Annotated in this window: 19 protein-coding genes; 10 read left to right on the top strand and 9 right to left on the bottom strand. The window is 46.9% G+C overall.

Translation table 11 applies throughout. The features are described from left to right. The first annotated feature begins 196 nt into the window (after nucleotides 1-196). The 4 genes from ACTCCX_RS07445 to ACTCCX_RS07460 all read left to right on the top strand — a co-directional run bounded on the left by ACTCCX_RS07445 (nucleotide 197) and on the right by ACTCCX_RS07460 (nucleotide 4,499). Nucleotides 197-1,393, top strand: coding sequence for a MalY/PatB family protein (locus tag ACTCCX_RS07445; RefSeq protein ID WP_463275408.1), 1,197 nt, complete (start codon nucleotides 197-199; stop codon nucleotides 1,391-1,393). Nucleotides 1,394-1,742: 349 nt separating this feature from the next. Further along, nucleotides 1,743-2,441, top strand: coding sequence for a zinc metallopeptidase (locus tag ACTCCX_RS07450; protein ID WP_463275409.1), 699 nt, complete (start codon nucleotides 1,743-1,745; stop codon nucleotides 2,439-2,441). Between the two features lie 211 nt (nucleotides 2,442-2,652). Beyond that, nucleotides 2,653-3,258 carry a TetR/AcrR family transcriptional regulator gene (locus ACTCCX_RS07455; RefSeq protein WP_463275410.1) on the top strand — a complete coding sequence of 202 codons (606 nt, stop codon included), beginning with the start codon at nucleotides 2,653-2,655 and terminating at the stop codon, nucleotides 3,256-3,258. A 50-nt stretch (nucleotides 3,259-3,308) separates the two neighbouring features. Then, the gene (locus ACTCCX_RS07460) at nucleotides 3,309-4,499 is read left to right on the top strand and encodes a YcjF family protein (RefSeq protein ID WP_463275411.1); all 1,191 of its coding nucleotides are present in this window, start codon (nucleotides 3,309-3,311) and stop codon (nucleotides 4,497-4,499) included. A gap of 276 nt (nucleotides 4,500-4,775) precedes the next feature. Here ACTCCX_RS07460 and ACTCCX_RS07465 read toward each other — a convergent pair whose 3' ends face one another. Together ACTCCX_RS07465 and ACTCCX_RS07470 are read right to left on the bottom strand one after the other, a co-directional pair. Next, the gene (locus ACTCCX_RS07465; protein WP_463275412.1) at nucleotides 4,776-6,011 is read right to left on the bottom strand and encodes an MFS transporter; all 1,236 of its coding nucleotides are present in this window, start codon (nucleotides 6,009-6,011) and stop codon (nucleotides 4,776-4,778) included. Between the two features lie 246 nt (nucleotides 6,012-6,257). Then, entirely contained in the window at nucleotides 6,258-7,415 is a 1,158-nt protein-coding gene (locus tag ACTCCX_RS07470; RefSeq protein ID WP_463275413.1) for an ROK family transcriptional regulator, read from the bottom strand. A 431-nt stretch (nucleotides 7,416-7,846) separates the two neighbouring features. On the opposite strand from ACTCCX_RS07470, the gene ACTCCX_RS07475 reads away from it, so the two are divergent. Continuing rightward, nucleotides 7,847-8,587, top strand: a complete 741-nt coding sequence (locus ACTCCX_RS07475; protein ID WP_463275414.1) for a sulfite exporter TauE/SafE family protein — start codon at nucleotides 7,847-7,849, stop codon at nucleotides 8,585-8,587. A gap of 83 nt (nucleotides 8,588-8,670) precedes the next feature. Here ACTCCX_RS07475 and ACTCCX_RS07480 read toward each other — a convergent pair whose 3' ends face one another. Then, nucleotides 8,671-10,011: a DUF1576 domain-containing protein gene (locus ACTCCX_RS07480; protein ID WP_463275415.1), complete on the bottom strand. Its 1,341-nt coding sequence runs from the start codon at nucleotides 10,009-10,011 to the stop codon at nucleotides 8,671-8,673. Between the two features lie 358 nt (nucleotides 10,012-10,369). On the opposite strand from ACTCCX_RS07480, the gene ACTCCX_RS07485 reads away from it, so the two are divergent. Further along, nucleotides 10,370-11,386 (top strand): Gfo/Idh/MocA family oxidoreductase, encoded by a 1,017-nt coding sequence (locus ACTCCX_RS07485; protein WP_463275416.1) that lies wholly within the window; start codon nucleotides 10,370-10,372, stop codon nucleotides 11,384-11,386. A gap of 360 nt (nucleotides 11,387-11,746) precedes the next feature. On the opposite strand, the gene ACTCCX_RS07490 is transcribed toward ACTCCX_RS07485, so the two are convergent. Then, nucleotides 11,747-12,565: an aldo/keto reductase gene (locus tag ACTCCX_RS07490; protein ID WP_463275417.1), complete on the bottom strand. Its 819-nt coding sequence runs from the start codon at nucleotides 12,563-12,565 to the stop codon at nucleotides 11,747-11,749. Between the two features lie 274 nt (nucleotides 12,566-12,839). Here ACTCCX_RS07490 and ACTCCX_RS07495 point away from each other — a divergent pair, with 274 nt between their 5' ends. Both ACTCCX_RS07495 and ACTCCX_RS07500 read left to right on the top strand, forming a co-directional pair. Then, on the top strand, nucleotides 12,840-14,003 hold the full coding sequence (locus tag ACTCCX_RS07495; RefSeq protein ID WP_463275418.1) for a M20 family metallopeptidase: 1,164 nt from the start codon (nucleotides 12,840-12,842) through the stop codon (nucleotides 14,001-14,003). Between the two features lie 272 nt (nucleotides 14,004-14,275). Continuing rightward, nucleotides 14,276-14,767 carry a hypothetical protein gene (locus ACTCCX_RS07500; RefSeq protein WP_463275419.1) on the top strand — a complete coding sequence of 164 codons (492 nt, stop codon included), beginning with the start codon at nucleotides 14,276-14,278 and terminating at the stop codon, nucleotides 14,765-14,767. 211 nt (nucleotides 14,768-14,978) lie between these two features. Here the strand turns inward: ACTCCX_RS07500 and ACTCCX_RS07505 are convergent, their stop codons facing one another. Beyond that, nucleotides 14,979-15,575 carry a helix-turn-helix domain-containing protein gene (locus ACTCCX_RS07505; protein WP_463275420.1) on the bottom strand — a complete coding sequence of 199 codons (597 nt, stop codon included), beginning with the start codon at nucleotides 15,573-15,575 and terminating at the stop codon, nucleotides 14,979-14,981. 253 nt (nucleotides 15,576-15,828) lie between these two features. On the opposite strand from ACTCCX_RS07505, the gene ACTCCX_RS07510 reads away from it, so the two are divergent. Beyond that, complete coding sequence (locus tag ACTCCX_RS07510; protein WP_463275421.1) at nucleotides 15,829-17,472, top strand: phosphoenolpyruvate carboxykinase (ATP); 1,644 nt, start codon at nucleotides 15,829-15,831, stop codon at nucleotides 17,470-17,472. A gap of 85 nt (nucleotides 17,473-17,557) precedes the next feature. Here the strand turns inward: ACTCCX_RS07510 and ACTCCX_RS07515 are convergent, their stop codons facing one another. Continuing rightward, on the bottom strand, nucleotides 17,558-19,396 hold the full coding sequence (locus ACTCCX_RS07515) for a sensor histidine kinase (RefSeq protein ID WP_463275422.1): 1,839 nt from the start codon (nucleotides 19,394-19,396) through the stop codon (nucleotides 17,558-17,560). A 98-nt stretch (nucleotides 19,397-19,494) separates the two neighbouring features. Here ACTCCX_RS07515 and ACTCCX_RS07520 point away from each other — a divergent pair, with 98 nt between their 5' ends. Next, the gene (locus ACTCCX_RS07520; RefSeq protein ID WP_463275423.1) at nucleotides 19,495-20,205 is read left to right on the top strand and encodes a response regulator transcription factor; all 711 of its coding nucleotides are present in this window, start codon (nucleotides 19,495-19,497) and stop codon (nucleotides 20,203-20,205) included. A gap of 4 nt (nucleotides 20,206-20,209) precedes the next feature. Here the strand turns inward: ACTCCX_RS07520 and citG are convergent, their stop codons facing one another. From citG to ACTCCX_RS07535, 3 genes are all read right to left on the bottom strand, one after another. Beyond that, nucleotides 20,210-21,082 carry a triphosphoribosyl-dephospho-CoA synthase CitG gene (gene citG, locus ACTCCX_RS07525; RefSeq protein WP_463275424.1) on the bottom strand — a complete coding sequence of 291 codons (873 nt, stop codon included), beginning with the start codon at nucleotides 21,080-21,082 and terminating at the stop codon, nucleotides 20,210-20,212. Continuing rightward, entirely contained in the window at nucleotides 21,060-21,770 is a 711-nt protein-coding gene (locus tag ACTCCX_RS07530) for a GntR family transcriptional regulator (protein ID WP_463275425.1), read from the bottom strand. The genes citG and ACTCCX_RS07530 overlap by 23 nt, the downstream gene beginning before the upstream one ends. 130 nt (nucleotides 21,771-21,900) lie before the next feature. Continuing rightward, nucleotides 21,901-23,244 carry a CitMHS family transporter gene (locus tag ACTCCX_RS07535; protein ID WP_463275426.1) on the bottom strand — a complete coding sequence of 448 codons (1,344 nt, stop codon included), beginning with the start codon at nucleotides 23,242-23,244 and terminating at the stop codon, nucleotides 21,901-21,903. Between the last annotated feature and the right edge of the window lie 69 nt (nucleotides 23,245-23,313).

Here is a 23,313-nt window from a genome sequence, read left to right on the forward strand (position 1 = left end):
ATCCATATATACAATATAAAAACAAGTGAAAAGCGCTAGAAACATTATAAAATTAACGTTTCTAGCACTTTTTGATTGATTAAACTGTAAAAGTCGGGAGTCTCCATTTTTTTTGATTAAAATCTGATTAGGTGTGGTAATTGTCAAATCAAATGTTAGAATGAAAAGTAAGTCAAATGCTTGGGAGGATGAATAGATGAATTATGATTTTGAAACACCCGTCAACCGGAGCAACACCGGGTCCGAAAAATGGGCAGCCATGTACAGAAGCAATCCAAGTGTGGGAAAGGATGTTTTTCCTTTCTCCGTAGCGGATTTGGACATAAAGACAGCACCGCAGATCGTTAAAGGACTGCAGGAATATATCGAAACAGCCGTGATGGGCTATGATCTCCCTACGGAAGACTATTATCAGGCAGTCATCGGATGGATGGAAAAGCGCCATGCTTGGCATATCGAAAAGGAATGGATCATCTGTACACCGGGCATCATTGCGGCTTTCTATTCCGCTATCCGGGCCTACACCGAGCCGGGCGATGGGGTTCTCTACATGGGACCAGTCTATTATCCGTTCATGAAATCGATCAAGAACACAAAACGGACGCTGATCAACAATTCATTGGTCCGCAACGGAGATCGCTACGAAATCGATTTTGATGGCTTGGCCGAGAAAGCCAAGGATCCGAAAACGAAGCTTATGCTCTTCAGCAACCCGCATAATCCGGTCGGCCGTGTCTGGACAAAATCAGAAATGGAGCGGGTCATCACCATTTGTGCGGCCAATGATGTTTTGATTTTGGCGGATGAAATTCACCATGATCTGATCATGCCTGGCCATGTCTTCACGCCGATGGCAACCGTATCCGATACGGCAGCGGACATCTGCATCACGGCAACCGCCGCCAGCAAATCCTTCAATATTGCGGGCCTGCGCAATTCCAATGTCATCATTTCGAATCCGAAGCTACAAACGGCTTTCCGGATGGATATGGAAATGACCGGCATCGGCGGTGGGACCAACGTCATCGGCTTGAAGGCGACAGAGATCGCCTACACGTCCGCCGCGGATTGGCTGGAAGAATTCAAAGCCTTGATTTGGCATAACCATGAGACGCTGAAAGATTTTCTGGCGAAGGAACTGCCGGAAGTGACTGTCTTCGATCTGGAAGGGACGTATCTGCAATGGATGGATTTCAGTGTATTCGGTCTGTCGCACAAGCAGTTGGAAGAAATCATGGAGCAGGAGGCGCAAGTGTTCCTGGATGAAGGCTACATCTTCGGGGACGAGGGCCGTGGCTATGAAAGGATCAGCCTGGGCGCCCCTACGAAAACGCTGATGGAAGCGATGGAGCGCCTAGTCGCAGTCATGAAAAAATACCGGAAACAAGGATAGAAGATTGGGGCTGTCTCATTTTTTCGAGGCGGCCCTTGTTTTTCTTCCGGTGAAAGGAGGCTTCGCCGGAGTTCAGCCTACATTTTTACATCTGTTCTCCGATGAAGGAGGTTTTGTCGAAGTTGAAGATAGGAGATACCGGTGTCCTCCAATGAAAGGTTCACTCACCGGAGTTGAGGGTCTCTCTCTCTCTTTCTCTTCCTGCTGGCATGTTTTAGTCAGGCCGAATATCTAAATATCTAAATATCTAAAGAATTTCATAAAAATTGAAATTGTGTAAGCATCCTTCATCTTTTCTTCACAATCAGATGCTATACTGTAGAGTAACAAAAAGAAAGGTTGATGAAACATGTTGTATCCATTCTTCGATAGCACCTATATATTGATCATCCTCGGTATCGTGGTTTCCATGATCGCTTCGGGATTCGTCAAACGTACCTTCCATACCTATAACCAAGTGAAAAGCCAAAACGGTTACACCGCTACGGATGCAGCGCGCTTCATCCTGGAGCAATCGGGCATCCATGATGTGCAGATTGAACGCGTCCGCGGGGATCTGACCGATCACTACGATTCGCGCGCTAAAGTGTTGCGTCTTTCCGACACGACAGCCAACTCGACCTCGGTTGCGGCTATCGGCGTTGCAGCCCATGAAGTCGGTCACGCAATCCAGGACCAAAAAAATTACATTCCGTTGCGCTTGCGTGCAGGTTTGGTTCCGGCTGCCAATTTTGGTCAGGCGCTTTCCATGCCGATGATCATGATTGGCGTGTTCGCAGGCATGAACCAGACGTTCCTTAATTTGGGGATCCTTTTCTTCTCGTTCAGTTTCCTCTTCCAAGTGGTCACACTGCCTGTCGAATTCAATGCATCCGGACGCGCGCTCAAGATCCTGTCGAATGGCGGCATCCTGAATGCGCAAGAAGTGCCGAAAGCCCGCAAAGTTCTTGTCGCAGCAGCCATGACGTATGTCGCGGCAGCCTTCATGAGCTTCCTGCAACTGCTCCGTCTGTTGTTGCTTTTCGGCGGTGGAAACAATGACGATTAATTGATGGAAACGGCGTTGGCTCGTTTTCTATCCGAAAAAACTGCTCGAGTCCATTCAAACGGCCCGAGCAGTTTTTTTGACGTGCAGCAGCTACTGAAAAGCGGTCGTTAAACTTGTTATCTCGGAGTGGCTATACTATAATAATGTTAGTATTTTGGAAGTCTATATCAGCAAAGATTCCCTAATCAAACTCTGAAAGTAGGAGCAAATAATGAATCCTGATAAACAATCTCAAGATAAGCGCGTCATAGCCACAAAGAAAAACCTTCTGCATGCGTTGATAACATTGTTGGAAGAAAAATCCATAGAAGAAGTGACGGTAAGGGAGCTCACCCAGCGAGCAAAAGTAAATCGGGGTACTTTTTACCTGCATTATATAGATAAACATGATTTGTTGGAGAAAAATATTGATGCACTGATTTTGGAACTTCAGGACAGAGGGAAAGCCATTACGAAAACGGCTTTGTCCGGTGTATCGGAAACGGAATTCAGGCAAAAGACAGTTGAAGCATTCACGGATATCTTCAATTACATCAAAGAAAATGAACGCTTCTTCCGTGTGCTTTTCAACGGGAGAAGCAGCTATTCTTTTCCGCTCAAATTCAATACCTACTTGAGGGGACGGCTGGAGCAACAGATCCGGTCGAACAAAACCGTCATACCTTATGAACATTGGATAACAGCCGTTTCGTTCGCATATCAAGGAATGATCTACTCATGGGTGACGAGCGGTATGAAAGATTCGCCGGAACGGATGGGAGAATATGGGTATTATTTCATTTCCCAAAGCATGGTGGAAATAACCAGGGGAACATAATCGTTCTGCAAAAACAGTATTTTTGCGGTTGAGCGACAGGAGGAAACGTCATGGCGAGAGGCAACCTTGATTTGAATGTGGTCCAGGAGATACTGAATAAGACAAAAGAAGAAGTGGAAAATATGCATCCCGTCAATATCCTCTTGGCGGGGAAGACGGGTGTCGGGAAGAGTACGCTCATCAACAATGTCTTCCGGGAAAGGATGGCTGAGACCGGCATCGGCAAACCCGTAACGAAACATTTGCGCAGGATCGCGAAGGAAGGCATGCCGATCGTGTTGTACGATACGCGTGGGCTGGAATTGAGCCATCCAATCCAGACCGAAGTAAAGCAGGAAATTATCGAGGCCATCAAGCAAAGCCAAAAGGAAGGATCCGATAAGGCAATCCATTTGGTCTACTATTGCATCAATGCGCATTCCTCGCGCATTGAGGAATCGGAGATCGCCTTTATGGAAGAACTTGCCGCGTTGTTGCCGGTGTTGGTCGTCCTGACGCAATCGATTGGAAAACCAGCGAACGAGCTGAAGAAATACATCGAAAATCTGAACTTGCCGATTGCTGGGGTGTTGAACGTTATGGCGGAACCGTACGCCATAACGGATGAACTGGTGATTCCGCAGAACGGATTGAAGGAACTGATCGAGCGTACGTTTGCAGTGCTTCCGGAGGAGACGAAAGAGGCTTTTAACAATGCCCAACAGGTGGATATCGCGCGGAAAGCGAAAGCATCCCGAAGTTGGGCTACTAAATACATTGCGACCACATTCGGTGTCGGTTTCACACCGATCCCTTTTTCCGATGCGACTGTCCTAGTTCCGATGCAGATCGGCATGCTGGCCCACATCACCGCGATCTTCGGCATTTCGATGGATAAAGCCGCCATCACAAGTGTGATCGGAGCTGTAGGCGGAACAGGGGGCGCCACTTATCTGGGCCGTTATATCGTTTCCAACTTGCTGAAGCTGATCCCCGGTGCGGGGACTATCGTCGGAGGGGTCATCAGCGGCGCGACGGCTGCCGTCCTGACAACCGCATTGGCAATGAGCTACATCGAAGTGCTTACAGTCGTGGCCAAAGGAGAAAAAGACGGCAAATACCCTGATTTGAGCAACATCGAGATGCTGATGCGCGAAAAAATGCAGGAACGGCTGAAAATGGGAAGCAAGGATCAGGACATCAAAGAGGTATTGGACAGTCTGAAGACAAGCAACCCATTGAAAAAATGGCTGAAAAAATAGAAAAAACAAAACCGCGGACATGAAAAATGGTCTGCGGTTTCGTTTTGGGACCGTAACCCCGGTTAACACAGGCTCCCCCGGAGAATACCAGTAGAAAAAGGCCGGAACTCCGGTCAGAACACTCTCACCGGAGAACACCGGTAGAAGGCAGTCTCTCTTGCGGCCAGGATACTACTCGCCGGAGAAGGCGGAATTCCGGAATCCCGTAATCCAGTTGGTCTATGCAAAAAAAAACGTACAGTCGGCTGACTGCACGTGATTTCAAAATTCCTGATTTTAGATGCCGGATACATTCAAGGGCTGTTTCAACGGCCCTCTTTTCAGTGCGAAAAGGTAACAGATGCCGTAGATGATGGTAAGTCCCATCATCGTAAACATGCCGATTGCGTAAGAGCCGGTCACGTCGTAAACGGCTCCCCAAAGCGGACCGGAGATGGACATCCCGATGGAAGGCGCCATACCGAGGATAGACCAGATACGCGGGTAATCCCCGATACCGAAGACTTCGCTCACAACCAAGGGAGTCAACACAGCTGGTCCGCCGAGTCCGAACGCGAGGATGAACATGACGATCGTTAAAGCCAGGAATGAACGAGTGGTCGCAAGGAAGAACAAGGCAATCACCATGCACGCAACGACAACTGTGATGGTGATTGTCGAATCGATTTTGTCATTGATAGCCCCGACCGAAATGTTGGCGATGATCATGCCGGCCATGACGAGCGAGAACAGCGTACCAACCTGTCCGGATGTGAAGGACATCCCACTGAAGTGCGCCGGCAAGTGCTGCATCATCCCGCCTCCGAATGCGGAAAGAAAGATTCCAGCGAACAGAATGTAGAACGGTTTCATCTTTTTGGCATCTTCATAAGGGATGGACAAATCATGAAAAGGTTCATTGCTCTCGGTTTGAACGGATGGTTCAGCCCCATAAGCGGTTAGGCCGATAGTGCCGGGATTTTCAACCAGCAAAAAGAGGCCGTTCGGAACAGTCAAAAGCGCAAAAAGACCCGCAATCAAAAAATAGCCCATGCGCCAACCAAAATTATCCAGAAATGCCGGCATGATCATTGCAACGATGGCTCCCGCAAGTCCTCCGGAGGCATTCAATAAGCCCATCATCAAACCTTTTTTGGCAGAGAACCAATTGTTGATCAATAAAATCGCCAAAAACATAGTGATCGGCATCATGAACAAACCTAGGAAAATACCGCCCAAATAAAATTGCCATAAATGGGTGGCGAATGCCAACCAGACAAATCCTAATGAAACCCAGAGTCCTCCGATCAGCAAGCGTTTGGCACCAAATTTTGGCAGAAACTGCCCGATCAAGGGAAGTACGAAAACGCCGGTCAAAGTCGACAGACTGATGTAAAGTGAAAAGGCACTGCGGGTAAAGCCCAGTTCCGTAGTGATTAGCTCAACGAAGAAACCGACCGCGTTACCGGCAATGTACATGGCCATGATCAAAAAGGCCGCAGAAAAAAAGGATAGATAGTGGCGTAAAGTCATATGATAGTTCCTTTCTACATCGTAATAAGTGGATGTGATCCACATCAGACTTTCCGTATAACAAAAAGGCATCCCACAATATGGAATGTCGTTTCATGAAACCGAATACATGCATCTGCATCTAAAATTTTATATTAATAATCAACAAAAAGCAATAGAGTGTCAAAAAAAATGTCACACCCGTGAGGATGTGACGATAGAAAGAGGCTGATTAATTTTTCCGAAAATTAATTCATATTCAAAATTTCAATCATCAAAATGCAGTTGTAGTTGCGGCACTTGGAAGAAATGCTGGAGTGCCAACGCGATTCCGCCTAGGAGAGCTCCATTTTCCCCAAGTGTGGACAAGCTCACTGGAACTATTTGCTCTGATTGCCGGTTCAATTCCGTTTGGATTGCTGTCACACATTCAGGTAAAGCACGGAAAAGCTCGCCATTCAGATAAACTTTTTCCGGATCGAACAGGCTGATGACGTTGCTGATTGCGATGCTCATATGCAGGGCAAGATGGTTCAGTACTTTTTGGGCTTCTTCATCACCGCTTTTGTACAATGCAATCAGATCGGCCAGTTGAAGTGAAGAATCCTTCCTCAGGTCCCTGATTTCTGCAACCAAAGCAGCCGTTGAACAATATTGGTTCAGGCAGCCCTGTTTGCCGCAATCACAATCTTTCCCGAACGGAAAGAGGATCGTGTGGCCCAGATTGCCCGCCAGGCTGTGTTTGCTTCGGAACAATCGGTTCTGCAACAGGATTCCAGAACCGATGTCTTCATCCAGATTGATACTGATGATATTCCCTGGAGAGTGGGCAAACACCGCTTCGGCTATCACAGCCAGGCTATTTTGGTTCTCCAGATAGATCGGGCAGTCAATGGCGTCGCTCTCCAGATGTTTGGCAGTCAGATGCTCCAACATTTTGTTAGTCGATGTTACTATCTCATCCTCATGCATAAAACCGTTGATGGACACAACGATGCCCACGAAGCGGAACGGCGTCTTAGCGAGGCTCTTCCTGTGGTAAACAACCACTTCCTCGATGCTGTCGATGATATTGCTTGCTTCCACTTTCCTCACCAAATCATACTGGGCGACAATTTTGCCTTGCAGATTGCAGACGAGCGAAGAAATCTTTGTTTGTGTAATGGTCAAACTCATCGCGTATCCGCCATTCGCATTCACCTTCAATAATACCGGTTTTCTGCCGCCAACGACGGAACTTTGACCTGTACCTAGTTCGACGACAAGTTTTTCCTTAAGAAGTTTTTTGACAATTTCGGATACGGTTGCCTTGTTGAGTCCGGAGTCATGAGAGATGGCCGCTCTTGAAGTATTGGGATGATTGATGATTGCTGTCAAAACGATGGTTTCGTTTTGTTCTCTGATTGTGTTGCGGTTGACGATCATGGTGTGTCACACCCTTTACAAATTTTTTTGAGTTTTGGGCGCAAAAAGGTGATGGATCTGAAAAATACACAAAGAAAGATCACCTTGAAGAAGAGTCGAACGTATTCCGGAAAGCCTCGAGAAGGTGAAAATCCTTGTATAAGCGTCAGAAGTCAGGAGATGAAGGCGGTTACATAATTGTTGAATAAAAAAGTGGGCCCGTTGAAGAGCGATGGGGGAAACAGTCATTGCGGGTATTTGTATTTGCTTACATTTTACCACTTTCTGTTGGTAAATGCGAGGTTTGTCTGACTGCCAAACCCGATTAATGCTTATTTTTCTCCATACAGACAAGAAGATGAAGCGTCTTCTTGTCTGTGGTCTCTGAGTCATTGTCATTTTTGGGTATAATCGGTAAAATGAAAGGAATAGTTGGAGGGGGTTTTTATACAATGCTGGGTTTGAACGGGATCGAATGGATGATGCTGATCGTTGCGGCGATCATTATAGGTTTTTCCAAGACTGGTATACAGGGTGCGACAATACCGGCAGTGGCGCTCGTTGCGGTCCTGTTCGGCGGGAAGGCATCAGCCGGAATCATGTTGCCCATGCTGATGCTTGGGGATCTGATTGCCATCTTTCAGTACGGCAAAAAGGGTAAATTCAGTGACGTCCTGAAATTGTTACCAGCAGTGGTAATCGGCATCGCCGTCGGGGCCGTCACGGGCAATTATCTTGATGACAAGCAATTCAAAGCCTTACTGGGTATCGTCGTTTTGATTTGTTTGGGGTTGTTGGTCTACAGAGAAGTGGCCAAAAGAGTTTTGCCGCTTCCCAAAAATCGGTTTTTCCATTGGATGGTGGGGGCTGTCAGTGGCTTTTCTTCGATGGTAGGGAATGCCGCAGGGCCTATTTTTAATGTGTATTTACTTTCGCAAGATCTCACGAAGAACAAAATGATCGGAACGACAGCCTGGTTCTTTCTGCTGATGAACGTCGTGAAATTACCTTTTCACATCTTTATGTGGGGGACCGTCACTTGGGGGACGCTAAGCTACATGGTGCTGATGATTCCGTTCATCGCATTCGGCAGTTGGATGGGAATCAGATTTGTCAGGAAAATCAATGAGACATGGTACAAACGTATTATCATGATCATGACGGCGATTGCGGCAACCCGTCTGTTCATATGAAAAAAAGATGCCTCATGAACGGATTTTGGTTCCGTCATGAGGCATCTCTCTCGTAATCCTAAAAAACTGAAGGCATTTTTCTGTTAATTGGCTTGATCGATCTCGACTTCATCAGCTGGATCTACTGGCCCACGCAACGCCCGCTGGTTATCCCGATGAAGGTGGAAGGCTTCCAGAATGGGGACCAGTATCGAAGCGACAAGTCCGCCGGAAAAGCCGTTGTTGTAGAGGTTTACTCCTCCGTGGAGATAACCGATATTCATGACCAACGTCAGATGCATGGCGCCGGCAATGATGCCCGCTATGTTCCCGTAGCGGCCGGCCAGCGGCGCCAAGGTTGTTCCGAATAGTGCCGAAATCAGGACGATGGTTGATTGGTTGTCCTGATAGTTGAGTCTTCCCATCAGAGTGACTCCGATCAGAATCGGCAGGACATTCTTGACGTTTTTCCCGAAGGCTCCGAAACCAACGACTGTGAAGATTCCGCCCAAAACCGGACCGTTTATTTCTCCACCCATCAACAGAATGTAAGTTGTTGAAAGGAAACCAAGCAAGGACATATTGATGAGCGTCGCACCCAAACCGCCAAGCTCCAGGTAATCAGTGGAAAGTTGGCCCGAATGGCGCATGATCCGCTTCAATCCATGGAAGCTCCATCTGTTGAACCAGAAACCGATCAGGAACATACTGCTGAACAGTGAGTAGAGTAGCGCTGAAAAGGGGCCGTTGTAGCCGCTGGAAAGAATATTCACTGTTTCAATCTCGAAGCCGAAGTTGCGCATCAGGGAGATGAAGACCGTTCCGATGATGCCACAGGTGAATCCGACGTTATAGAGGCTGAATCCTCTTGTGAAGGTGACGAAATGATGCGCCAGTGGGGGAATCAGGAAGCCGGAAACAAAACCGGCGCCCAGCCCCAAAAACACACCGTAGGGTTGACCGATTCCGAGATTGAAGGAGAGTTCGCTGACCAACGGTGCCAAGGCGGTCCCGAAAAGAGCAGCCAGCAACGATTTATGCATCGGTACTTTTGTGACTTTTGCATAAGTGAAGGCACCGATGCTGATCGGCATGGAATTAAATAAATTCTTACCAAAAAAGGCGAAGCCCGCAATCGTCAAAATACCAGCAATAATCGGGCCGTTTATCTTGGCATCCGCCATTTTGACTATCCAGATGGCCTGCAGCGTCATCAGCGAAACGTTGAACAAAGCCGATCCGACATTCGTCAAAGCCATATAGTCCGTCAGCAGGTTAGCCGGAGAGGCCAGGATGGTGAGGTTGCCTTCATAAATCTCCCGTGGACTGTTGAAGAGGAAGGCCACACCTCCCATCAATAAGGCAAAACCGGCCAATAAACCGTATTTTAATCGCTCGGAGAGTTCCTCTGCGCCACTCATAGTAGGCTGTCTTTTCTGTATCATAAGTTTCCCCCAATCTTATAGTGTCAAAACTGTTTAATGAAAATGAAGTATGGAAATTGCTGTTTGTCTCTACGATGAAAAACCAAGTTTACAAACTTATGTAAACGGTAACTTACATTTAATTATACAGGGACGGAGCGGCTCTCACAATATTTATTTTCAATTTTACTAAAATCAGCAAACATTGCAACAGAAAATACACCAATGGAACAATCCGCACTGAACATTTGGTCCAGAAGTACGCATCCGACCCAAAAAAATCTGTACTTTTGTACCGATTGAACTCTGATTGGTTTACATCATATTTAATATTGCTACAATGATAGATAGAAGATTCAGTCATTTAGGGGGAAATAGTATGCTTACAATCGGATACATCGGAAACGGAAAAAGCACAAACCGATATCATTTGCCGTTTTCTTTATCAAGAAGCAACATCAAAGTCAAAACAATCTATAGCCGGAATCCGGAGAAGAGCGATTGGGAAAAAATCGAAGGCATCCAGTACACGGGGAATATTGCAGATATTTTGGAGGATGAGGACATCCAGTTGGTGGTCGTCTGCACGCATACGAATTCCCACTACGAGTTCGCCAAACAAGCTTTGGATCACGGCAAAAATGTGCTGGTCGAAAAACCGTTCATGCCAACTTCCGAAGAAGCGGCCGCCATTTTTGCATACGCGAAAGAAAAGGGCTTGCTGGTCCAGTGCTACCAGAACAGACGGTACGATTCGGACTTCCTGACGACGCAGAAAGTCATCGAAAGCGGGAAATTAGGCGATCTGTTGGAAGTCGAGATAGCAATCGATTATTATCGTCCGGAAATTCCTTTAGCGATCGACAGCTTCACAAAGGATACAAGCTACCTGTACGGAATCGGCAGCCATACTATCGATCAGGTCCTTTCCTATTTCGGCAAGCCTGACAAAATCCATTATGATGTGCGGCAATTGCTAGGGCCGGGCCGGATGAACGATTACTTCGATTTGGATTTCCACTATCAGAATCTGAAGGTTTCCATCAAATCCAGCTTCTTCAGGTTGAAGGAGCGTCCGAGCTTTGTCGCTTACGGCAAAAAGGGCATGTTTGTGAAACAGACCCGAGACCGTCAAGAAGAGCATCTGAAACTATTCCACATGCCGAACAATTCCGATTTCGGTGTCGACCTGCCGGAACATTACGGGGTTCTGACGTACATGGATGATGAAGGTGTCTACCATGAAGAAAAAGTTGTCTCCGAGAAAGGCGATTACGCCAGAGTCTATGATGATCTGTACAACGCAATCGTGAACGGTGCGGAAAAAGTCACCAAGGACGAGGAGACCCTGCTGCAGATGGAAATCATCGAAACAGGGATTGAGGGTATGGTCTAAGGAGTATGATAATGAAAGAACCCAGTGTCTGCCTCATAGGGAGGCGGACACTGGGTTCTTTGTTTTTTTTCGTTTGTCCGGTAATCGTTTTTCGAAGGTTTTGAAGCCAGCGGGGGCCCTAGCTCCGGTGAACGGTGCCTTCGCCGTAGATCGGTCAACATTCCGCTGGCGTCCTCCGATGAGGGAAGCCTCCCCGGAGTTGCGGCTGAAAGTTACCGAAGAACTTCGGTCAGTGTGCGCCTCACCGGAGCTGCACACGCGCATTGATTGCTATTTTTCGTAAAAATTATCATCTGCAAAAATAGAAAAAACCTTAAAATGGGCACTCATAACCATTTTAAGGATTTTTTTGTTGTTTATTTAATTTGCGCGGACATCTTTCATCGCATCCAAAATCGCCACATCTTCCGGCGAAATGGTGAAGTCCAGCTGTGCATTTTCGATGATGCGCGCTTCATGCGTTGATTTCGGCAATGGCAAAGTATCCTTCTCCAGGCAGTAACGAATGGATAATTGCGCTGCGGTCACGCCGTATTTGTCAGCCATTTGCTTGATTTCCGGACTATCCAGAATAGCACCTGTAGCTAAAGGCGAATAGGCTTCGACAACGATTTTGTGCGTCTTGCAGAAAGTCAGCAAGTCCTTCTGGTCACGGCCAATGTAGAATGGGATCTGGTTCGCCATCGGCACGATGTCGCAGTTGTCCAGGATCGCTTGCAGGTCTTTGATGGAGAAATTTGAAACACCGATTGCGCGGATGCGTCCTTCGTCATAGAGCTTTTCCATGGCTTTCCAAACTTGGATGTTGCCTTCGGTGCAGTCTTTGCCGATCTCATTCCATGGCCATGGCGCATGGATCAGATAAAGGTCCAAATACTCCAAACCGAGATTACGCATGGTTTCTTCGAAATGCTGCAGCGCGCCGTCGAAATCCTTGATTTGCGCAGGCAACTTGCTGGTCACGAACACTTCTTCGCGGGCAATGCCGAAGTCGCGGATCGCTTTTCCGACATTTTCCTCGTTGTGATAGGCATGCGCTGTATCGATATGCGTATAACCGTTCTTTAAAGCCATCGTCACTGCTTCATAGGCTTCCTCGTTGGGGATTTGCCAAGTCCCGAAACCGATTGCAGGAATGGTCACACCATTGTAAAAAGTGAATACGTCTTTCTTTGTCATTGAATTACCTCCTGATATGATAACGTTTACTATTATCCAGTTTAGAACAGTTGGGGGAGGATGTAAAAGGATATACCTTGAAAAGTAAAAATAGCTTAGAAAGGAATCGGGGCAAAGGGAAAATGGTTCAGATGTTCGCCTACAATCAAGCGGATGGTTTCCGCTTCGTCAGGTAAGGCTACAACCAATGTCAGGGTTAATTTGAGAACGCTTGAAAAAAATAGTATATTTTGAGCTAAGGTGGATGCTATAATTTCGCCAAGGGGGAATTGCAATGGACTTCGATAGGAATCAGTATTTACGCGAACTGGAGACGATTGTCAATATTGACAGTGGCAGCAGAAATCCTGCGGGCACACGAAAAGTGGCGGCGTTTTTGGAAGAGAAATATAGGCAGCAAGGTTTTCTGACCGAGCTGGTTTCGGTAGGTCCGGAGGTGGGACCTGTTTTGGTGGCGACAAACGCACCGGACGAACCGATCGATCTGCTCTTCATCGGCCATACTGATACTGTGTTCCTGGATGGAGAAGCGGGCAGACGGCCTTTCACGATTGAAGGAGAACGGATTTACGGGCCTGGTGTCTATGACATGAAAGGCTGCAGCCTGCTGACGGCCTATCTGATGGAAAACTTGTCCGCCGAACTGGAGCGAAGCCTCAATATCTGTGTGATCCACAATCCGGATGAGGAGATCAGTTCCTTTTATTCCCGGGAAGTGATCATCGAGAAGGCGAAAGTGGCTAAGTTCGCCTTCGTCATGGAGCCGAGCGAAGCGGACGGTTCGATGATCAAAGAACGGAAAGGCATCGAAAAACTGAAGATCCATTTCAAGGGCAGACCCTCCCACGCCGGGGATGCTCCCCAGGAAGGGCGCAGCGCCATCAACGAACTGGCTCATTGGATCGTACGTATGAACACTTTGATCGATTACGATGCCGGCGTTTCGGTCAATGCGGGCACCATACAGGGTGGCAGCGTGCCGAATGTCGTCCCCGAGCATGCCCAAATGGAGTTGGACTACCGTTACTCAAATCCTGCTGATGTCACAACTTTCTTTGATATGCTGGAGGAACTGCAGGCTCATGCCGAAGTAATGGAAATCAAAACTGAAATCGAAGTGATCGGCAAGCGGCCGCCAATGGTCGACGTACCGGGAGCCAAAGCATTGCGTAGCGTCTTCGAAGATGTCGGCAAGCAAACTGACACGTTCGTTTCGTTCAAGAAATCGGGAGGCGTATCCGACGCCAACTTCACGACCAGTGTCGGGGTTCCGACGGTCTGCAGCGTCGGTCTGGTCGGCAGCGGTTTTCATACGGATCATGAGTATGTGGAGCTGGATTCCATTGTGCAGCGTCTGGAGTTTTTGACCGCTGTTGTAGAAGAAATGAGCCGGCGGAAGATGTTCTGCGAAAGTGAAAACCGGCTTTCGATAATGTGATTCCCAACAATTCTGGATTGAAAAAAATATAAATGAAACAGCAACGCGAGGCCTATTTTTTGATCCTCTGCGTTGCTGTTTTTTTTGATGGAAGTCATACTGCTCCGTGACGGAAATACTTGCCGAAGCACACCGGAAGAACAGCACTTTTCCTGCTCCGGATGCGATAATAGAGGTATAGGACTTCAGCCGCAGGTTCAGGATTGAGGCCTGTTGGGGGAGCAAATCAGTGATGGGAAAAATCCCGGGGATGAAGCAGAAGGGGTGTTAACATGGTGAAGATTGGTGAGAAGACAGTTGTGTCCGTAACGTGCCAAGATGTTATTCTGCAATTAGCTGAGCAATATTGTTCTGAAGGGGAGTACCTTCATTTCGGAATGAAAGAGAATCCGAAAAAATACGTATTGGTGACCAACGAAAAAATATACCTGATCAAATCCAAAGTGATGGCGGAAGAAGACAGGCATAAAGAGGATGTGTTCAGCATCCAGTACACGCAGATGCGGAAAGAGGAACTGAGGATGAAGTTTGATGGTTGGTTTGTGGAAATGTCCACCAACAGTCACGCGAAGCAAGAGCCTCATTTCCATGTCGTCTTGGATAAGATTCAAGCGCTCCAGTCTGATGAGCAGGAAACTTCCATAATGCATCCGCAACCCGATTTTTTGGATGCGGAAATCAACTGCTTAAAAGAAATTTTGGCGGAAGGACTCATCACGCAGGAGGAATATGAAAGTGTGAAGGACAGACTTTCAGAAATGTAACCATGCGGGCGGTTCTGCCGATTCGCGACACTTAACAGCAAAAGAAAACCAGGGAGTTGCCTCGAAAGTGAGGGTAGACTCCCTGATTTTTTTGTGAGCACGCTACTGGTGTTATCCGATACTTGCGGGAAATCGGCCAACCACGGATGAGATTGAGCGTTGCTTGTCCGATACTTATAGGTTATCGGACAAGCTCCTAATGGAATTGAACTCAGACTGCCAAGTTCGTTCTCTTGAATGTGTTGAACTGGTCGCGCAGAAGAGCGCGCGTCAGGTGGTCTTCAAATGTCACATTCAGATTCGGCAGTTTTGAGATATTGTAGATGTCGTTTGTATCTTCCACAAGCACCCAATTGTTCAGTACTTTCACGACGATGGAAGACAGCGGTTCTGCATTGCTGCACTTGAACAGCGTATCATCCACGAATTTTTTGAAAGGATTGACCAACTGCTCTTCCGGCAGCATGTCCTCAGCCAAGTCCAAGGCATTCTCGCGGTAAATCGTGAATTCTTTCTCATAAACGGGAGGAGATTGTTTGATGAGCTCGTAATCCCGTTCCTTTATGTAAGCCAAAGCATCCTGGTAGCCTTTACGGTATTCCTTGGTGGATTTGATGCCGCTGTTCATATAGGTTTTGGCTGCGATGACTTCCTCCAGTGAATTTTCTGGGATCAACCACCCCTCTTTATTGCTGAATTTCACGGCATCCTTGATTTTTCCTTTGCGGATCCATCGGCGCACCATTTCTTCTGAATGAGTAATATTCTTTTTGCTGAGTATTTTGACTGCTTCGGCTACGGTAAGCATGTTTTGTCCCTCCGTTGTTACTTGTTTAGTTGAATATATAGTAGCATTAAGTTTTAAGGCTGTGGTGTTTCTTTTGTGTACTCTCAGACATAGTACAGAGAAAAAACACTGATAAGGCGTCGAAGATGCCACACACCAGGCTAGTGTTTTTTTTATGTTTTAAATGTGAAGCACAGCATAAGTACACCTTGTAATCGGCACAAATACAGAAAAGCGTACTATAATGAAAGCATAAAAATTACGGAGGTCGCATATGGCTACAATCGAAACATATCAAAGAGTCGCATTGAAAAAAAACAATCCATTGTTAACCAAATTACGCACGACAGTCGAAACTGCTTTCTACGGCAGCAATATGCATGAAGTAAAAACGCTTGCCGAAGCTTATGAGTTGGCGAAAGCATCCCCTGGGGTCATCGTAACCGACCTTCCCATCAAGGAGACGGAAAAACTGGGTCTGCCTGAAGATGCCAAAGTGCTGGTCGAGAACGGCGGCAAAATAGTCGGCCGGACCGCTAAAGCAAGAAGGATCGTCGGCGAGGACAAGGCGGAAGATGCACAATTGATTGCGATTGTCCGTGAGGTCATCTACGAGAACCGTACGAAGAAATACCATCAGACTATCGGCTATGTCGGCTTGGATGAAGAGTTCATCATCAAAGCGCATATCGCCTTTCCGGAAGGGAACGAAAATAATCTTTATTCCTGGTTGTTGAACTTCCAGTGGGCCAATGATATGTACAATGAATTGTACGCGCATTCAAAAAAATACGATGAAGGGGATATCTACATCTATACGGATCCCGATTGGCGCCATCCTGATTATCCGCTGGGCCTGGCTTACTTTGAACCCGATCACAACGTTGCCTGCATTTTGGGCATGCAGTATTTTGGGGAATTCAAAAAAGGCACGCTATCTTTGGCTTGGGGGACCGCGCATCGCAACGGCTATGCTTCCTGCCATGGTGGTCTGAAGAAATTTGTATTGGAAGACAAGAAGCGCGTCTTTGCGTTCTTCGGCTTGTCCGGTTCAGGGAAATCGACCCTGACGCATTCGAAGCACAACGGAAAATACAAAGTGAAGGTATTGCATGATGATGCCTTCATCATCGATCTGCTCGACGGTTCATCGATTGCATTGGAACCGGCTTATTTCGACAAGACTCAGGATTATCCGGCTGATCATCCGGAACAGGAATATTTCCTGACGGCACAGAACGTAGGCGTGACGAAGGATATGGAGGGGAAACGGGTCTTGGTGACGGAGGATATCCGAAACGGGAATGGCCGCACCGTCAAGTCGCGTTATGTGACGCCGGACAGAGTGGACAAATTCCATTCGCCGATCGAGGGCATCTACTGGATCATGAAAGATGATTCCTTACCGCCGCTCGTCAGAATCGAGGATCCGATCCTTGCCGCCACTTTCGGAGCGACATTGGCGACGAAGCGGTCGACTGCGGAAACGGCAAGAAAGGGCGAGGACCGGGATCGATTGGTTATCGAACCGTATGCCAATCCCTTCCGCGTCTATCCGTTGATCGAAGATTACGAAGACTTCCGGGCTTTGCTGAGCAAAGAGGCCGTGGACTGTTATATCATCAACACCGGAGCATTCCTGGATAAAGACATCACCAAAGACGTTACTCTAGGCGTGATCGAAAGCATCGTCGAAGAGACTGCTACGTTCAAAGCTTTCGGGGATGGGACCGGATTGGCGTACCTGGAGGTTCCTGGCTACGAACCACCGTTGGAAGAAGAAAACTACAAAAAGCTGGTCAAGGAACGGATGGCGATGCGCATGGCGTTCCTGCAGACGTTCAACCAAGAAAACCCGGACTATCCGCTTCCGGATGAGGCCATCCATGCGTTTGATCGGGTTGTCCAGTCTTTGTAAGTGTCGCAAATTCTAAAACGAAAAAACCAACAGCATTTTCCCCGTGAATCAGGACTAATGCTGTTGGTTTTCATTTATTGCGTTATCAGTTTTTCTGGAGGGGGATGTTGACCAGGACAGTCAGACCTTTTTGGGCTCTGTCCAGTCTGACTTGCCAGTCATATTTGTCGGCGATGGAAGAAACCACGAACAATCCCAATCCGGATCCGTTGCTGCCTTTTGTGGTGAAGAAGGGATCGAATAAGTTAGTGCTTTCCAATTCTTCCGCGATTCCGGGGCCATCATCAGTGATGGATAAGACCGCGAAATTCTTGTCCTTGGTCACAATCGAGCGCTTCTGCAGTTCGGCATTACATTCAGCGTCCGCTTTCTTCAGTCTGATCGAGACATGGCCGGGACGCTTGTCGATTGCTTGGAAGGCGTTTGTCAGAAGGTTATACAGGACCACCTGCAAGTCCTGCTTGTCGAAGCCTTCAACCAAAATGCCGGGAGCGATATCACTCTCAACCTTGATGCTTTTCGGTGTCAGGATCGTGATTTCGGAAATAGTGTCTTGGAGTACCTTTGAAAGATTGTGCGCGGTATCTTGTTGTCCTTCGCTGACTTTGGAAAAACGCAATACGTTTGTTGAGAGATCCTTGCCTTTTTCTGCCGCAAGGTAGATTTCCTTCAGTTCGCTGACCAATTCCTCATTCTCAGCATAGTCTTCCATCAACAACTGGGCATTCCCCAGGATAGGCGTCAGGAAATTGTTCATGTCGTGAACGATGGTCGTGGTCAAAAGGCCAATGGCTTCCAGTTTGCTTTCTTTCAGGATCCTTTTTTCCAGTTGGTGGCGCTCATTTTCGAATTTTTGTTTTTCGATGAGGCGCTGGCTTTCTTCATAAGCCTGATTTTTCTTGTTGTAGCCTCTTATCAACAGAATAAAAATGAGAATGATGGCAGAAATCAGCAATAACAAACTCAATAGGATATAATTGTTTTGAATAGGGACGCGGTTGTGCTCGTAGAAATCCGAGTTCAGGGCGACGACCCAGTGGGCTGCGCCGATGTCGATCCACTCGAAGGCACCCAGTTTCAGTACCTTTGTCGGATTTTCTTCATCCCACCAATAGGAATAGTAGCTGAGCGTACCTTCTTCTTGGGTGAGTTGGGCTTCTTCCAAGCGTCTTAAATCGGAAAGATCCAGTTTTGGGAACTGTTCTTGGCGGCCAGAGATGATATCAAGACCGACTTGACTCTCGACAGGATGGATGACGACTTCCATATCGGCATTCTTCACCAATGGATAGCCGCTGTAGTCGCTCGTGTCACTGAATATTTCCGCCTTGAACATATTTTCAAGATTCAATGGTGCGATGAAATAACCAGTGATTTGGCCATCGAGCGCAACGATGGGGGAATAAAGATTGACGAAAGACTGGTTCTCCAGAAAATAGTCGCTGCTGTTTTGGATGAGCGAGCCGCTGGTGCGTAATGATTCCAGACTAGGGTCCGCTTGCAGATAAGTTTCGGCGCTTTCTTCAGAAAGGTCCTGAATGATGCCGTCATTGATCTGCCAACCTTGCGCAAAAACACCTGAGCTGTCAAGCTGGATCAAAAGATTTGTCTGATCTTCATGGGACTCCAAGTAAGCGGCGATGATCGCCTCTTTATCGGCTTCGGAGAGTGACGCTTCCGGGTGATTATCGGAAGTCAGCTCATGGGAGAAATGTTGAAGCGACAGGGACCGGTTTTCGATGACAAGCTTCAGGTTGTTGGTCACATAATTCAAGGTGCGCATCAATTGTTCCTGACCGCTTTTTTTTGCATTCTGTTCCACAGTGTAGAAGCTGCCCGCAATTGTGATCAAGGTAATCGCGATGATGATGAATAATCCTGTCATGATGATGTTGATGATACGTGTCGTCGGTTTGTTTTCCATCTTGAAAACCCTTTCTGGATAAGTGCGTAGTATCAAAATAATTACTTGACAAAACGATGTTCTGCTTGCGAAACTAGAGAACATTGAGGAGGAAAAATATGAACAATCAAAAAATACTTGTCGTTGATGACGATATCGCAATCCGGCGTCTTATCTGGAAGTCGTTGCAATCAACGGGCGTTCTTATTTACCAAAGTGATTCCATTGAAAAAACACTGGATATCATGACCCGTGTGACGTTTGATCTTTTTCTGTTGGATATCAGTCTGGAATATGAGAATGACGGCTATCATTTGGCTCAGCTTATCCGCGCTGATTACCCATTGACCCCTATTATATTTATAAGCGGCAAAAAAAGCGAGACCGATATCATCAATGGTCTCGAAACAGGTGCGGACTATTATATTACGAAGCCTTTTTCGCCAAATCTTTTGCGGGCTCAGATTTTGAGTACCCTACAAAGAATGAAGACCATTCAGTCACAAAAAACAAATCCCAATAGTCGCACCATCAAAGTGGGTGATTTTACTTTCGACAAAAATCTGTATCAGCTGCAAAAAAGAGGGCAGGATATCGCCCTCTCATCCAAAGAGATTCAATTGATGCTGTTTTTCCTGGAAAATCCGAATCAAGTTTTTTCAAAGGAACAGATTTATGCGAATGTCTGGAACGATGGGGAAATAGACAACAACCTGATCATGGTCTACATCAGCTACTTGCGTAACAAGATCGAGGACGACTCGAAAAAGCCGCGCTATTTGAAGACTGTCTGGGGAATTGGCTATACGTTCAGCCCCGACGGCGAATAAAAAATCAGAACAGATTCTCTAATTTTGCAAAAAAGATACCTAAGGATAAAAGGTCGGCAGCTCCGCCAGGGCTCAAATGTCTTTCTATCAACACCAAGTCATAGCTGTACATCAACTCTTTCAGGTTGTCTTCCGTTGAAGCCTGCAGGAGTTTTTTTGCTTCCGATTTGACAGTCTGCCAGGATTCGATACCGCCGCGATGGATGATGTTGCCATCTTCGACTGCGCCCATCAGCAGCAGGAGTCCCTCAAGCAAAACGACTTCTGTTGGCCGGTCCTGATTCGCCCGGAAAAACGGCAAAAGCAGTTCGCCCAAGGCAGGGTAGCCGGCTTCGGCTTCGCCACGGATGCCGGAGATGCCATAACTGAGGAATAATTTTTCTCCATATGTCAAGGAGGTTTTGGCAGCGAGATCGGCAAAATCATCCGTCACCAATCCATGACTCATTTTTTGGGCATAGGAAAGCACTGCTTGCGTATCATTTTGTGTGAAAGGAGGCTGCAGACCACAACCGATGCAGGCACCGGTCGCCCCCAACAGGACAGCAAATGAAAAATTGGCTCCTTTATGCGTATTGACATTTTTGGTGGCAGCCAGCATCGCCTTTTCAGCGTGGACGCCCATCGAACGGACTTTCTGGAACAACTCTTTCGCGGTTCCATCATGCTCGATCCCTAATTTTACATATTGGTACAGGTAAGGGCTCAGGCTGACGATGCTGTCCATAAAAGTGAAGAAGTCCATGTCTGAATGGGCGCCGCTGTTGTTGCGGTCCACCAGACCGGGTTTGGGTGTCAATGCTACTTCATAAAGGAGAGCTCTCTCGGCTTGTCCGGCAATTTCGACAAGCAACTCATTCATTGGTTTCAAAGTCAATTTTACGTTTCTCCATTTCTTTGACGATAAAATTCAGCGAACGGTCCAAATGCTCGTGGGTGATGAGTTGGATTTGGAGCGCATCCTGTGTCTTCATCCCGCGATAAATCAACCAGTGTTCCGCGAGTGCAAAATCACGCCGTTCCTTCGAACTGATCGAGATGTCCCTGAAGTACATCAGATATTCCGAAAGTTTCAAAACGATGGACTTCAAGCGTTGCATCTGGCTTTTATCGTATATGAAATCGTTGAATTCAAAAAATTTCTGCTGCAGTTCCTCTACTTTATCTTCTTGATTCAGCACTTCGCAAAGTTCCAAATGCAAGCGCATCGCTTTGAAATCCTCGGCTGTCATCAGCTTCATGGCTGTTGTTGTCGCGAGGGTATCCAGCGCTTTGCGGATATCATAAATTTCATAAGCATCTTTAATGCTGATTCCCCTCACCACGACGCCGACTCCGGGGACATGTTTCACTAGATCTTCTTCGGTCAACTTTTTCAGAGCGTAGCGGATGGGTGTGCGGCTGATGTTCATGTTCTCGGAGAACTCTTTTTCGTTGATGCGTTCTCCAGCCGGAATCTCGCCTAAAATGATGGTCTTGCGGAAAGCTTCGTAAATCAGGTCTTTAAGTGGCATGTTTTGACTAAGGTCCAAATTTTTGCTGACTGCTTTGATTATAGTGCTCATCTTTTTCCCCTTCATCCTATTATCTTTTGATTAATTTTTGGTTAGCAATTCATGAGGCCAATGCCTTTATATCAAAAAGCCGAGCGAATCTGCTCGGCTTTTTGATTTCTTATAAGGAGTATACGTCTGTTTATTGTGGGATGTAAAGCGGCATTTGGCCGAACAATACGATTGTCACTAAGAAAATCACGAAAATTCCCAACGCATATTTTGCAGATTCTTTCTGCCAAGCGCCCATATCCAAACCAGTCAAACGAAGCAACAGGTAAATGAAGGCAACCAGTGGGCTCAACAAATGGAATGCTTGACCCATCAGGGAAGCTAAAGCCATCTGCATGTTTGTGAATCCGTAAGAGCGACCAGCTTCAGCCAATACAGGCAAGACACCGAAGTAGAAGCCATCATTGGAGATGAAGAAAGTACCTGGTGCAGAGATAAGGGCGATGATGATTCCCCAGAAACCTGCCAATTGTTTAGGAATGATAGTTGCGAAGCTTTCTGCCAAAGCAGTAGCCATTCCGGAACCTTGGAACAAGCCCATGAACACGCCAGCTGCGAATACCAGGATAACTACTTGAACAGCGTCGCCGCCGTTTGCACCGATACGGGAAGATTGATCTTTAAGAGCAGGGTAGTTCACCATCAGAGCGATACACGTACCAACCAAGAACAACATCAATGGCGGCATTGAGATAGCTTCGATGAATGATCCGGACACTAACCATGCAATCAGTCCTACTGTAAGGATGGCATTGAATACGAAGTTTTGTGGACGACGGATTTCTTGTGTTTCAGGATCCGTTACAGTCGTCATTTCATCGATTTCCGCATCCGTCAGGACTTTAACGCCCAGACGAGCGCGTTCTTTGCGGCCCATATGTGGAGCAACCCAGAAAATAACATACAGTAAAGCCAAAACCATACCAGGAGCCAGGTAAGACAGGATACTTGCATCAACTTCCAGAACAGCCATCGCACGAGCAGTCGGGCCGCCCCATGGAAGCAAGTTCATGATTGTGTTCTGCAAGATGATCAGCACAGCCAAGTTCATTACGTTCATGTTCAATTTCTTGTAGATAGGAAGAAACGCTGAAACGCAGATCAAAGTTGTTGTTGTTCCGTCACCATTCAGGGAAACAGTGGCAGCGACAACAGCAGTTGCCATCAAGACCTTCATTGGATCGCCCTTAGCGAAGTGGATCATTTTTTTTGTGATAGGGTCGAATAGACCGGTATCCAACATGATTGAGAAGTATAGAATTGCGAACAATAACATGATACCTGTTTTAGAGGTTGTGTTTACCCCTTCCAAAACAAATTCACCGATGTTTCCTGAGGTAACACCCGTTGCCATAGCGATGAGCGTAAAAACAAGCGGGATGATAACTAATGCGGTGAACGGTGATAATTTTTTCTTCATGATAACGAACATGAAGATCGCAATCATTGCATAAGATAAAACTGTTAGTAACATTTTCTTTCTCCTTCCGACTATAAAAAAGTTTTTTTAAGAGCGCCTTTACGCTTCGGTAATTAAAGGAGA

This window comes from Trichococcus sp., from assembly GCF_055118575.1.

Excerpts from the sequence above, each read along its gene's own strand:
- ACTCCX_RS07530 (WP_463275425.1), bottom strand. The coding sequence starts at position 21,770 with ATGAGCACTATAATCAAAGCAGTCAGCAAAAATTTGGACCTTAGTCAA.
- ACTCCX_RS07495 (WP_463275418.1), top strand. The coding sequence starts at position 12,840 with ATGGACTTCGATAGGAATCAGTATTTACGCGAACTGGAGACGATTGTC.
- ACTCCX_RS07505 (WP_463275420.1), bottom strand. The coding sequence starts at position 15,575 with ATGCTTACCGTAGCCGAAGCAGTCAAAATACTCAGCAAAAAGAATATT.
- ACTCCX_RS07490 (WP_463275417.1), bottom strand. The coding sequence starts at position 12,565 with ATGACAAAGAAAGACGTATTCACTTTTTACAATGGTGTGACCATTCCT.
- ACTCCX_RS07445 (WP_463275408.1), top strand. The coding sequence starts at position 197 with ATGAATTATGATTTTGAAACACCCGTCAACCGGAGCAACACCGGGTCC.
- ACTCCX_RS07455 (WP_463275410.1), top strand. The coding sequence starts at position 2,653 with ATGAATCCTGATAAACAATCTCAAGATAAGCGCGTCATAGCCACAAAG.
- ACTCCX_RS07470 (WP_463275413.1), bottom strand. The coding sequence starts at position 7,415 with ATGATCGTCAACCGCAACACAATCAGAGAACAAAACGAAACCATCGTT.
- ACTCCX_RS07515 (WP_463275422.1), bottom strand. The coding sequence starts at position 19,396 with ATGGAAAACAAACCGACGACACGTATCATCAACATCATCATGACAGGA.
- ACTCCX_RS07480 (WP_463275415.1), bottom strand. The coding sequence starts at position 10,011 with ATGATACAGAAAAGACAGCCTACTATGAGTGGCGCAGAGGAACTCTCC.
- ACTCCX_RS07475 (WP_463275414.1), top strand. The coding sequence starts at position 7,847 with ATGCTGGGTTTGAACGGGATCGAATGGATGATGCTGATCGTTGCGGCG.
- ACTCCX_RS07450 (WP_463275409.1), top strand. The coding sequence starts at position 1,743 with ATGTTGTATCCATTCTTCGATAGCACCTATATATTGATCATCCTCGGT.
- ACTCCX_RS07465 (WP_463275412.1), bottom strand. The coding sequence starts at position 6,011 with ATGACTTTACGCCACTATCTATCCTTTTTTTCTGCGGCCTTTTTGATC.
- ACTCCX_RS07500 (WP_463275419.1), top strand. The coding sequence starts at position 14,276 with ATGGTGAAGATTGGTGAGAAGACAGTTGTGTCCGTAACGTGCCAAGAT.
- ACTCCX_RS07510 (WP_463275421.1), top strand. The coding sequence starts at position 15,829 with ATGGCTACAATCGAAACATATCAAAGAGTCGCATTGAAAAAAAACAAT.
- ACTCCX_RS07520 (WP_463275423.1), top strand. The coding sequence starts at position 19,495 with ATGAACAATCAAAAAATACTTGTCGTTGATGACGATATCGCAATCCGG.
- ACTCCX_RS07485 (WP_463275416.1), top strand. The coding sequence starts at position 10,370 with ATGCTTACAATCGGATACATCGGAAACGGAAAAAGCACAAACCGATAT.
- ACTCCX_RS07460 (WP_463275411.1), top strand. The coding sequence starts at position 3,309 with ATGGCGAGAGGCAACCTTGATTTGAATGTGGTCCAGGAGATACTGAAT.
- ACTCCX_RS07535 (WP_463275426.1), bottom strand. The coding sequence starts at position 23,244 with ATGTTACTAACAGTTTTATCTTATGCAATGATTGCGATCTTCATGTTC.